Origin of the sequence: Staphylococcus rostri, from assembly GCF_002902145.1 — a bacterium.
GTDB classification, from domain to species: Bacteria; Bacillota; Bacilli; order Staphylococcales; family Staphylococcaceae; genus Staphylococcus; species Staphylococcus rostri.
This window is the reverse complement of the sequence record NZ_PPRF01000021.1, coordinates 1-12497: the sequence shown is the minus strand read 5'-3', so window position 1 is coordinate 12497 and position 12497 is coordinate 1. Positions and strand designations below refer to the sequence as shown.

Sequence of the window (12497 nt, the reverse complement as noted above, 5' to 3'; positions counted from 1 at the left end):
TTTATTTAAATGACAGTAACTGCTGAGAGATTGATTGTGTTTGTTGATAGACAGCTTGGTAAATTGGGAACAATTGTTGGTACGTTCGTCGCTGTGCCTCGTCAGGTTCCACCTCATCGCGATATGCAATCCATTGTTCGCCAATCGCTTGGAAGTCCTCGAACCAACCTGCACCCATCGCCGCCAACATCGCTGCACCGTATGCTGGACCTTGTTCTTGCGCTAACGTCTGAATCGCTGCGCCGAAAACGTCAGCTTGTATTTGCAGCCACGTAGCGTTCTTCGCGCCACCGCCGATAGAGACGATGCGCTCAACCGGTTTACCACTGTTTCGAATAATGTCGATACTGTCGTTAATCGAAAAAGTGATGCCCTCAATGACCGCGCGTTTCAAGTCGTTGTCCGTTGTTGTCGCGTCGAGGCCGATAAAGCTACTTCGAATCGTTGTGTCATTGTACGGTGTCCGTTCGCCGAGCAAGTACGGTGTAAACAACAAGCCGTTTGCGCCAGCTTTCGTAGACGGTAGGTCGTCTAAAAACGTGTCAAAGTCAGCGTCTGCAGCGAGTAACTTTTTCAGCCAACCGAGGCTATAACCTGCAGACAACGTGACGCCCATAATGTAATTTTGATTTGGAACGCAGTGGTTAAAATAATGAATACTGCCATCATTTTCAAAATTTGCGTCATTTTGAATCGCAAGTGCCACGCCAGACGTCCCGATGCTGACCATCTGCGTACGATCATCGGTAATGCCTGAGCCGAGGGCACCGCACGCGTTATCCGCACCACCTTGGTAGACGGCAATCGCGTGTGACAGGCCAAGTTGTGCTTGAATGTCTGTTGACAAGTTGCCATTTTTGCCATGAGACGGGATAATGTCAGGCAAAATGGTAGGGTCTAACTGCAGTTGTTCCAACAATGGTTGTGCCCAGTTACCTTCCTTAACGTTGAACAATGACGTTCCCGAAGCATCTGACGGTTCACTGTATACGTTGCCTGTGAGACGGTAGGCAATATAATCTTTCGGCAACATGATTTTATAAATTTTTGAGGAATTGTTAGGTTCATGTCGCTGTACCCACATCAATTTTGGTAACGTAAAGCCTTCTAACACTGTGTTTTGAGTGTGTGCTAAAAATGTATCCAAGCCAACTGTATCCAGCAGTGTGCGCACTTCATCAGACGTTCGCGTGTCATTCCACAAAATTGCTGGTCGAATGACATCGCCTTGTGCGTCAATCATGACCAATCCGTGCATTTGGCCTGAAAAACTAATACCGACGATATCTTCCGATGCACCTTTGTCTACAAAATATTTCAAGCTTTCTATCGTTGCGTCATACCAAACTTCGGGGTCCATTTCACTATAACCGGATTGCGGGTGTTCCGTATGATAAGAGACGCTGTATTGATCTACAACGTCTCCCGCCATATTGACTTTCAAACTTTTTAACCCGCTCGTTCCGATGTCCATGCCGATTACGTATTTCATGTGCATCATCCCTCGTTGTTAATTGTTAAAATATATTGGTTAATGCGTGATTTAATGACTTCTAAATGATCAGATTCTAACTGAATATCGCCAAGTTGTAGCGCATGTTGTTCCAATTCTTCAAAAGATGTCGCGTCGTTAACAATTTTTGCACCTAAACCTTCTTTGTAAGATGCGTATTTTTTATCAACAAGATCTTCAAAGAAACAGTCTTCAATCATTTTGTGCGCCACACGTAGACCGAGCGCAAATGCGTCCATACCCACGATATGCGTTAACACTAAATCTTCTTGTGTAAATGATGTACGACGTGGTTTCGCATCAAAGTTGAGACCACCTGGATTCAAGCCACCGTTTTTCAAAATTTCGTACATTGCCAATGTTGTTTCATAAACATCTGAAGGGAACTCATCTGTATCCCAACCGAGTAATGGGTGACCTTGGTTTGCGTCAACTGAACCTAACATACCGTTATCACGTGCATAGCGTAATTCGTGTTGGAACGTATGTCCAGCAAGCGTCGCATGGTTTGCCTCAATATTAAATTTAAAGAAGCCATCCAAGTCATATTTTTGTAAAAACGCATGTGCTGTTGCGACATCTGTATCATATTGGTGTGATGTTGGCTCTTTCGGTTTTGGTTCAATCAAAAATTGACCTGTAAAACCAATTTCATCGGCATAGGCTTTTGCCATTTTGAAGAAACGTGCCAAGTTGTCTAACTCTAACTTCATGTCCGTATTAAGCAGACTTTCATAACCTTCACGTCCACCCCAGAATACAAAGTTTTCCGCATTTAACTTTTTAGCAATTTCTAATGACTTTTTAACTTTTGCGGCTGCATAGGCAAAGACATCCGCGTGAGAAGATGTTGCGGCACCATGTACAAAGCGTTCATGTGTGAAGTTGTTCGCTGTATTCCATAACAGTTTTTTACCTGTCTCAGCCATTTTGTCTTTAATTAAGTCTGTAATCACGTCTAAGTTTGCGTTCGTTTCTGCAAGTGTACGACCTTCAGGGGCAATATCCACATCATGGAAACAGAAATATTCAATACCTGTCTTATCCATAAATTCAAAAATTGCGTCCACACGTGCTTTGGCTTTGTCCATTTCATCTAAATCATCCCAGTCACGTTGCGCAGTTCCTGTACCGAATGGGTCAGATAAGTCCGCTGTGAATGTGTGCCAGTATGCGACACTAAATCTTAAATGTTCCTTCATCGTTTTGTCGCCAATCTTTTCATCCGGGTTGTAGTACTTGAAACTCAATGGATTCGTTGATGTTGGTCCTTCATACGCTACTTTGTCTATATTGAAATATGTCATAGAGAAAACCTCCTACAAGTTAGTTTGTTTATTAAATCAACTAACTAGAATATAGCACCCTTTTAAAATTTTGTAAACGTTTTCGCATATAAAAAGGCAACCCATCGAGCGGGCTGCCTTTGTTAGTCCGTAAAATCAAGTTTGATATTATCGATATTTAAGATTTTTTGTGTAATGCCTAGTGTGCCACCGAACAGCGTCGCGTATTGAACGTTAGATGTCAGTCGAATTGCTGTAGCATCATATGAGAAGGTTTGGAGTTTGTTTTGAATTTGAAGCAAGATGTCTGGAATTTCATTCATAATCGGGCAGTTAATATAGATGTGCGCCGGATTCAGCTGCATGGAAAAGTTATAAATCAACACCGCAATTCGGTTGATAAAATTTTGAACTTCTTCACGAACAATCGGGTGTTGTGCGTGGTAATGTTCGCTGATGTTCTTAAGTGTTAACGGTTCGTTTAGGCGCGCACGAATACGAGAAACTAACGCATCTTGAGAACAGATATTTTCAATTTTGTCATAGTGTGTGTCTGAGACGAGCACTAATGATTGTCCGATTTCTCCAGCACTGCCATCCGCACCTCGATACAATCGGTTATTTAAAATAAGACCGGCACCAATCCCTTTGTGAATACTTAAAGTGGCCAAACTTTCGGTACACGTATGATTGCGCAATGCGTGTTCATAAAGTGCGGCCAAATTCGCTTCATTTTCAATTAGCACAGGTACTTGCGTGTGTTGTTCCAAACGCGCGAGTACGGATAAGTCGTCCAACTTTAGAAACGGCGATGTACGAATGGATTGATCTTGATTGACGACACCATGAATCGATACGGCAACACCGAGCAGACCGTGTTGTGTGCCACGTGTATCAGTTGGATCCAATTGTGCTTCTACGATATTTAACGCATGCGCCATCGTCTTTTCCGAGAGTGGGTAGGAGTCATACGCTATCACTTTGCCGTTGAAAGCGTTGATCATCATATCAACAGAATCGTATGTAAAATCCAGCGCCACGGTATAGCCAAAATCCGGATTAATCTCCAGCAAAATCGTCTTTCTACCGCCCTTTTTCGTACTTTCCCCTTGACCTGCTTCACACACCACTTGTTGCGCTTTCAAACGATTGAGCACACCAGAAATCGTCGCCTTATTCGTATCCGTTAGACGCGAAATCTCTGTCATAGAAATTGGTTTATGATTGAAAATTGTTTTTAACACCATGCGCTCATTGGCAGTAAAGGCTAAATGTTGCAGTTGTTTCATTGCGTTAAACCCCTTTAATATGTTCTTACTATATGGACATCAGACAGGTATATCGTGAACAACCTGCCTGCTTTGATAATAAATAAGTATAGCATTAATTGAGAATATGTGCCGTTAGAGGTGGGGGGAAGGGATGTTTAACTTGCGTGTAACTTCCAAAGTAGCCGAATACAGGAAGTCAGAATGTGGTGAAGTGTTGAAATAACAGGATTCCATATCAAGAATTTAACTTGCGTGTAACTTTTTATGTAGAAGCGAAAGCGGATTATCAACGCTTTGATGGGCTCGTCGGTCAGTACTTGATGTTGAATGATGACGACGGTAAAGTGAATACTATTTCAGATATTCGTAATGTATTCGACAAAATGGTTTCAACGGAAGTGAAAGAAAAAGATATGCCAGATGGTGTGCTGTTTAGAAAAGCATCTGTCGGTGTATATGATGATTCAAGAAATAGATGGGTGCATCGCAATGAGGCAAGTGAACAAGATATTATCGAGCACTTACAAAGCATGCTTACTTTTATTAAATATGATGAAGCACCACAAATATTTAAAATCATGGCGAGTCACTTTATCTTTGAATATACACATCCATTTTATGATGGGAATGGCCGCGTCGGAAGATATATGTTAGCTAAAATGTTACATGATACATTAGATGCTTTCACAGCACTTACATTTTCATACACAGTCAATCGTAATAAGCAGAAATATTATAAAGCTTTTGAAAATACATCTCATTTTTATAATAAAGGAGAACTCACGAGCTTTATTGCAGATATGTTGGGTTTTGTGATAGAAGGGCAAAAACACGTTCTTGAAACATTTGAACATAACCAGCAATTATTAGATCAACTGCGTACAGCGCTTGAGAAAACAACGAAAGATAAGTATGAAATGGGTGTACTCTTTGTTTTATTGCAAGATAAGCTATTTGGAAGTCGCTATTCACGTATTTCATTGAAAGAACTCACAAGTGTGACTGGCTTTTCTAGAAATAAGGTTAATGCAGTCATTCAAAAATATGAACAGCAACTTGTTCAACTCAAAAGAAATCCAGCTGTGTATGAATTAAATGATACGTTTATTGAATGCTTACTGAATTGAATAACAAGCGCCATATTAGCTTTTAAAGGGAGGAATATGGCGTTTATTACACACAAAAACACAACTAAATCATTAAAGTAGTACTTCAATGTTCGATAGTTATATGAGATAATATTTTTGTATGAAGAGTCTTTATAAAAGGGAAGGATGATTTTACTTTGAAGAAACTATTAGGCGTTTTAACAGCAACAGCGTTAGCAGTTACGTTAGTGGCATGTTCTGGTGGGGATGATAATAAAGATAATCAATCACAAGGAAAAGTATCAAAACAAGGAAATGAAGTAAATAAAAATAATGAATCAGAAAATCAACAAAAAGCCAATCCTGACAGCAACACAAACCAAGCAGCTTCCAAACAGCCATCAGTAGATGAAATTGTTCAAAACTTAACAGATGAAGAAAAAATTGCGTTGGCGCTTTATGAACCAAGTATTGAATCAAGAAGTATTACAGCTAATGAATTAGCAAGTGGCCAATATTTATACCAACCTATGTCTTACATGCCTGTTGAAATGAAACCTGTAAGTCAACTTACATTGGCACCGCAATCACCTGGGGTAGTACTTCCTGGGTCACCAAGTGATTTAACAGTTTACCGAATATTTCCAGTTAGAATCAACGCAGTCCCATTTGTTGCAGTATCTAATGATCGAGTATTAGTGTATGCCACACAATCTCCAGTAACATATGATTATATTATCAATGATACAAATGGTCTTACACAAATATTTAACGTGAAAGATTTATACACTCGTCATAGCAATGAAGATTATAAAGGTTTAGCGAGTAAGATTGTTGTTGGCCCGGATCCAACATTGGAAGCATCAGATGAATCAGAAACTACATCTGCCTCAAGCTCATCAAGTACAACGGTGACACGTGAAAATGTGATTGACTTAGTAGAAGACTATGAAGGGCATTTATTGGATACGGATGCGTACACATATAAAGAGCCAGAAAAACGTAGTGATGGTAGTTGGGGCTTCTCATTTGTTGATAAGTCAGGGGAACTTGCAGGGTCATACATTATTAGTGCAGATGGCGAAGTTACAAAATATGACGAAGACGGTATTGAAGAATAAGAACTTCTTAAATAATTAACCCAAACAAAAAGTGTGAACGGACATTATGAGCCATTCACACTTTTTATTATTTCGCATTTTTCCGTCCACGCATCCATTCTTCTATTAAGAACACGGCACCTAATGCGAAGAATAGAATGAATGATAAAAAGCTAGGAAAGTGATGTGTCATATATAGGTAGATCATTACGCAGACATATATAACGGGGATGACAGCGCCCCATATAGCTGACTGACGACTAGCCATGAAATATTGAAGTGCCAGAATAATAATGATGATAAGAATATTTATGATTGATGACATAGATGTGTCTCCCCTTTATTTATTTCTATAACAAGCGTATCATTTTGATGAATTAAATAAAATGATTTCTCAGCGTACAATGTTATTTAGAACGTATTTGCCCACACTTCTAGATATTCCTGTATTTTTTAAAATTCACTGAAGCCACAGTTATAAGGACAATTAGCACGATTAAACTAGAGAGTCAAATATAAATCTAGATATTAAAAATCCAAGTATCGCTACGATAATTAACATCATATTGAAAAAAAGCGTAAACACTACTTCAGATTTGTTAAACAAAATAAATCACCTCTTAATTTAAAAAAAATGCTGCGGCTCCAAAGATTATCTCAAATTCATCTTAACAAAAATTAATTCCAATTAGTGACTAATTTCCTAAGTGTTTAATTTCAGTTCCTAACTGTTGGTTTATGAATAAATTGTGTTATATAGGGAATATGCATCATATAACACGATGGATATTCAGGTAAAAAGGAGTGGTGTTATGAACCGATTCGTATATGTATTAAAGTTGGTGCTCATTGCATTCCTTGTCTCAAATACACTACGTTACATCGTGTCCCAATCTGTCATTTCAGAACATAAGATTATTTTTATTTTAGTACAGACGTTATTAACATTGGCCCTTTGGTTGTTCTTAGTAGGAAAGCTACCAGAAAAATCATAAAAAGAAGCCGTACAGAAGCGACAGTAGTTCACTTTTGTACGGTTTGTCTATTGTCATGGCTTTTCACGATATCCTAAAGATATTGAAACGACAAAGCCACCTAAGAAATAAAGGAGTAGTCTTATCAGCGTATTGGCTAACGTTTGATGAAAGACGAGCGTTAATATAATGATGAGCAGACCTACAATAAAGAGCAGTTTGTGTTTAATATATAAAATCATCATGCCTTACAGAGGTTGGTATATTAAACGATAGCCCAAATACACAGATGTTAATCATGACTGTTTATTTATAGATAAGTCAAAAATAGCATGTTTGTTTTTATGGAATACGTCAATATAAATATAAAGTGCTTTTTGACGAACGATAAACAGGGGGAGATAAAATGTTAAAACTCGTTACTAGTAACTGGTTTTTATTAGGTGCTTCACTGATTTTAGCAGTGTCAAACGTCAATATTTTTACACATCAGACGTTTGGAGGTTTTTTACTAACACTTGGAGAATTGACGTTGAAAACCATTATTTTCTTCATTATTTTTAAGTTCATCATGTTATTGGTGTTGAAGGTATCTAAGTGAATCGTTGTATTTCAAATAACAGCCCTACAAAAGTCTAATTGGACTTCTGCAGGGCTTTTACTATGCGCTTTGTCGCTCTTTAGACAAGGCGATATAGGCACCGAATACGGCGAAGATAATGCCGAGTACTAGATAAAGCGTCAGTTGTGATTCGCCGATGATGACACTTGAGATACCACCGATTGCTGGAAAGCCGGCAACCATGTAACTACTTTTCGAGGCCCCGATGTTTTTGACAAGTTTCAAATAAAACAACCATGCGACAAATGATGCGAGTACTGCCAGATAACCGAGTCCGAGCCAATACGTTGGTTGCGTTGGAAGTGTAAATGACTGCCCGCTAACGACTGAAAAGATGAGTAGCAACATCACAGCCGAAAACATACCTACAGTATTTGCGAAGACGGGATCAATGTTTTTGTCACTGTTATAAAGTGAGAACACATCGCCTAACGAAGTAATACATGTGCCAAGTATGGCGAGTGCACCGCCTAATAGGAAGTCACCACTCATATGATGCAGTTGTGGTATGAGCGTGACGATGACACTTAAAATACCGAATGCGCCGCCGATATAGATTTTTGCGCTTGCTTTTTGTTTGAGAAACACACTAATCAGAAGCGGTGTTGTGACGACTTTCATAGAAAAAATAAGTGTCACTAGCGCAGATATCGTTAAAATGGTTCCATAATACAACAATAAATAACTGATCGCAAAGTTACATAAGCCAAAGCCAACAACAGTCCAAAGATTGCCTTTTAATGATGTTGGTCGTTTACGTTGAACCATAAACAGTATGAAAAAGAGACACAGTGCAATGATAGAACGATATAACAGTGATATTTCAAGTGGTGCGTCAGTCCCTTGTATTTAGACAGCGATAAAGTTGAGTCCCCAAATGAGCATACAACTGATATACATAAAGTGATTCACGATGCTTCCCCCTTGCATACGTTAATTTGTGTTCTACTATATAGAAAGTACGGTTTGAACACAATCTAAAGGTTCGGGGCAGTGTGCCGTCATAGTGCGGTCACTAAGAAGGGTGTCTTATATCTCTAAATATGCACTTTATGTTGGGATTGAAATTGGTGTATGATGAAAATATAAGTATGAAGGTACGGGAGGTTATTTTGGTGACGCAAGCACAGCCAAAATTTTTAACAATCTATAATACGCTTTATGAAGAAATACAAATGGGCAAGTTTCCAGGTGGCACGGCATTGCCAACAGAGAAAGTTCTGTGTGAGCGTTTTGGTGTTAGTCGCATGACATTACGCCAAGCAATTAAGTTGTTGACAGAAGATGGTGTGGTAGAAAGTATCCGTGGCAAAGGGCATTTTGTCGTGTCGCAGCATCGTGATCATAGTGTGTCGAGCATGGCGCATTTGGCACATCCACTTCAACAAATGGCACGTAATGTGATGACATTAGACACAATTCACTACCGTGTCGACTTGGAAAGTGAATATACAAATCATTTGTTTCCAGATCATCCGTCTGCAGTTGTGGCGATGGAACGTTATTACGTATATGAAGGCAATGATACACAACAAGCGGATGCGCTGTGTTTTTCATTTATTCCCATTAATGTCATTGATATGTATGATGTATCGACGCAAAACCAAGATGCGGTGCGCAAGTTTGTGGAAGAACAGGTGTATCAATATGCCGCGCAGTCTGATTTGAAATTTTCAACGACGGAGAAACCTCACTTCGCACAAGATGAACATATGTTTGATGGTGGGAATCACTGCTGGTTAATTGTTGAGACGTTGTATAGTGGGCATGAGAGTCCAATTATGATTAATAAATGGTATGTGCCACAAGCAAAAGCAGAAATTAATGTGACACGTTTGAAAGAAATGGAGTAGACAAGTTCCGTTTTGATTAGACAACTAAATCGTATCTAAATATGAAAGCCATATGATGATATGCATGTAAGCGTGCATTCACATATGGCTTTTTTGCGGTATATCCTCAAGTGTAGGGGGCGAGAGAACTGTCAAGGCTACGATAGTCTCTTGCGTTAATTGAAATTTCGTTGTAGCGAGCGAGTGAGCTACTGAAATAGCATTCACAATATCTTTATGTTTCCTAATCTTTGAGTTCTTCAATTTGTCACAAATTACATCTTGAAAGCGCTATCTACAAGTTGTAAGATATAAGTGGTTAGACAAATAGACAAATTACTATACAACTTGGAGGTCGTTATACATGAAAGCTACACCACATATTAAGCCGATGAACGGCGTTGAGATTGCAGAGACAGTATTATTGCCAGGGGACCCATTACGCGCGAAGTTTATTGCGGAGACGTATTTGGAAGATGTACAACAGTTCAATGGTGTTAGAAACATGTTTGGTTACACAGGCACATACAAAGGTAAAAAAGTATCTGTGATGGGTTCAGGTATGGGTATCCCATCAATCGGTATTTATTCTTATGAGCTCATTCATACATTTGGTTGTAAGAAATTAATTCGTGTCGGCTCATGTGGCGCAATGCAGCCGGATATTGATTTATACGATGTCATCATTGCACAAGCGGCGTCTACAGATTCAGACTATGTGAAACAATATCGCTTACCAGGTCACTATGCGCCAATCGCATCTTATCGCTTATTAGAAGGTGCAGTAAGTACAGCACGCGAAAAAGGTGTTAACTATCACGTTGGTAACATCTTATCAAGTGATATTTTCTATAATGCTGATGAAACAGCGAATGAACGTTGGCAACGTATGGGTATCTTAGGCGTTGAAATGGAATCTGCAGCATTATACATGAACGCAACGTATGCAGGCGTTGAAGCGCTCGGCGTATTTACAGTAAGTGACCATCTTATTCACAACAAAGCAACAACACCAGAAGAAAGAGAACGTGCGTTTACAGACATGATTGAAATCGCACTGTCTCTCGCATAAGAGGTGAATAGTATGGGGACAACATCATATGATAAAGTGAAAAAAGCAGTACCGATTCTACTCTTTTTATTCGTTTTTAGTTTGGTTATCGACAACTCATTCAAGTTAATCTCAGTTGCGATTGCGGACGACTTGAATATCTCTGTTACAACAGTAAGCTGGCAAGCGACTCTTGCTGGGCTTGTGATTGGTATCGGGGCAGTGGTGTATTCATCACTGTCTGACGCGATCAGCATTCGTACGCTCTTTATTTACGGCGTATGCTTAATCATTATCGGATCAATTATTGGTTATATTTTCCAACTGCAATTTCCGTTATTATTAGCAGGACGTATCATTCAAACGGCAGGGCTTGCGGCGGCGGAAACACTGTATGTTATCTATGTTGCGAAATACTTGTCTAAAGAAGATCAGAAGACGTATCTAGGTTTGAGTACGAGTAGTTATTCATTGTCACTCGTTATCGGAACGTTATCAGGTGGCTTTATTTCAACGTACTTACACTGGACAAATATGTTCTTAATCGCGTTAGTCGTTGTGTTTACATTACCGTTCTTATTCAAATTAATGCCAAAAGAAGAATCTGTGAACAAAGCACATCTTGACTTTATTGGCTTGATTTTAGTGTCTACGATTGCGACAACAGTAATGTTATTTATCACAAACTTTAACTGGTGGTACTTGGCAGGTGCGATTCTTGTCATTGCGATTTTTGCATTATATATCAAAAATGCAAAACAACCACTTGTTGATAAGACGTTTTTCCAAAATAAACGCTATGCATCATTTTTATTTATCGTATTTGTGATGTATATGATTCAATTAGGTTATATTTTCACATTCCCATTCATTATGGAACAGATTTATCATTTCGAATTAGATACAACATCATTACTATTAATTCCGGGTTACCTAGTGGCCGTTGTTGTCGGTGCGCTAAGTGGTAAAATCGCGAACTACTTAAACTCAAAACAAGCGATTATTACGGCGATTGGCTTAATTGCCTTGAGCTTGTTCTTACCAGCATTTGCAGTAGGACAACACGTATCTATCTTTGTGATTTCAATGGTATTCTTCGCAGGTAGCTTTGCGTTAATGTACGCACCACTGTTAAACGAAGCAATTCGCACAATTGATGTGAATATGACAGGTGTTGCAATTGGTTTCTACAACTTAATTATTAACGTAGGTGTATCAGTAGGTATTGCGATTGCGGCAGCGTTAATTGACTTAAAAGCACTTAATTTCCCGGGTAATACAGCATTATCATCTCACTTTGGTATGATTTTAATTATCTTAGGCTTGATGAGTGTTGTGGGCTTAATCTTATTTATTGTATTAAATCGCTGGACAAAAACTGAAGCATAAAAGGAGTTATAACATGAACTACGAAAAATATATTGATCATACATTATTAAAACCAGAATCAACACGTGCACAAATTGACAAGATTATTGAAGAAGCGAAGGAATACCACTTCAAGTCAGTATGTGTGAATCCAACACATGTGGCATACGCAGCTGAAAAATTAGCGGACTCTGACGTATTAGTATGTACCGTTATCGGATTCCCATTAGGTGCATCAACATCAGAAGTGAAGGCGTTTGAAACGAAAGATGCGATTGCGAAAGGCGCAGATGAAATTGACATGGTGATTAACATCGGCGCATTAAAAGACGGTCGTTATGATGACGTACAAGCAGACATCGCAGCGGTTGTAGAAGCATCAGGCGATAAAA

Annotated in this window: 12 protein-coding genes; 8 read left to right on the top strand and 4 right to left on the bottom strand. The window is 39.1% G+C overall.

Going from position 1 to position 12497, the window contains the following annotated elements:
* Nucleotide 1: 1 nt before the first annotated feature.
* From xylB to CD122_RS04205, 3 genes are all read right to left on the bottom strand, one after another.
* Nucleotides 2-1492 (bottom strand): xylulokinase, encoded by a 1491-nt coding sequence (xylB, locus tag CD122_RS04215; protein WP_103357781.1) that lies wholly within the window; start codon nt 1490-1492, stop codon nt 2-4.
* A 5-nt stretch (nt 1493-1497) separates the two neighbouring features.
* Nucleotides 1498-2820, bottom strand: a complete 1323-nt coding sequence (xylA, locus tag CD122_RS04210) for a xylose isomerase (RefSeq protein WP_103357755.1) — start codon at nt 2818-2820, stop codon at nt 1498-1500.
* A 122-nt stretch (nt 2821-2942) separates the two neighbouring features.
* Nucleotides 2943-4088 (bottom strand): ROK family transcriptional regulator, encoded by a 1146-nt coding sequence (locus CD122_RS04205; protein ID WP_103357754.1) that lies wholly within the window; start codon nt 4086-4088, stop codon nt 2943-2945.
* Nucleotides 4089-4318: 230 nt separating this feature from the next.
* Between CD122_RS04205 and CD122_RS04200 the strand changes: the two genes are divergently transcribed.
* The 4 genes from CD122_RS04200 (at nt 4319) to CD122_RS04180 (ending at nt 7833) form a co-directional block, all read left to right on the top strand.
* On the top strand, nt 4319-5197 hold the full coding sequence (locus CD122_RS04200) for a Fic family protein (RefSeq protein WP_240624119.1): 879 nt from the start codon (nt 4319-4321) through the stop codon (nt 5195-5197).
* 158 nt (nt 5198-5355) lie between these two features.
* Entirely contained in the window at nt 5356-6279 is a 924-nt protein-coding gene (locus CD122_RS04195) for a hypothetical protein (RefSeq protein ID WP_103357753.1), read from the top strand.
* A 791-nt stretch (nt 6280-7070) separates the two neighbouring features.
* The gene (locus CD122_RS04185; RefSeq protein WP_103357751.1) at nt 7071-7253 is read left to right on the top strand and encodes a hypothetical protein; all 183 of its coding nucleotides are present in this window, start codon (nt 7071-7073) and stop codon (nt 7251-7253) included.
* Nucleotides 7254-7638: 385 nt separating this feature from the next.
* On the top strand, nt 7639-7833 hold the full coding sequence (locus tag CD122_RS04180; RefSeq protein ID WP_103357750.1) for a hypothetical protein: 195 nt from the start codon (nt 7639-7641) through the stop codon (nt 7831-7833).
* Nucleotides 7834-7893: 60 nt separating this feature from the next.
* On the opposite strand, the gene CD122_RS04175 is transcribed toward CD122_RS04180, so the two are convergent.
* A complete protein-coding gene (locus CD122_RS04175) occupies nt 7894-8670 on the bottom strand; it encodes a DMT family transporter (RefSeq protein ID WP_276307402.1) in 777 nt (258 codons plus the stop codon).
* A 299-nt stretch (nt 8671-8969) separates the two neighbouring features.
* Between CD122_RS04175 and CD122_RS04170 the strand changes: the two genes are divergently transcribed.
* The 4 genes from CD122_RS04170 to deoC all read left to right on the top strand — a co-directional run.
* Entirely contained in the window at nt 8970-9707 is a 738-nt protein-coding gene (locus CD122_RS04170) for a GntR family transcriptional regulator (protein WP_240624117.1), read from the top strand.
* A gap of 343 nt (nt 9708-10050) precedes the next feature.
* Entirely contained in the window at nt 10051-10758 is a 708-nt protein-coding gene (gene deoD / locus CD122_RS04165; RefSeq protein WP_103357749.1) for a purine-nucleoside phosphorylase, read from the top strand.
* A gap of 12 nt (nt 10759-10770) precedes the next feature.
* A complete protein-coding gene (locus tag CD122_RS04160) occupies nt 10771-12126 on the top strand; it encodes an MFS transporter (protein WP_103357748.1) in 1356 nt (451 codons plus the stop codon).
* Between the two features lie 13 nt (nt 12127-12139).
* Nucleotides 12140-12497: deoxyribose-phosphate aldolase (gene deoC, locus CD122_RS04155; RefSeq protein WP_103357072.1), on the top strand; the 358-nt coding region annotated here is incomplete at its 3' end.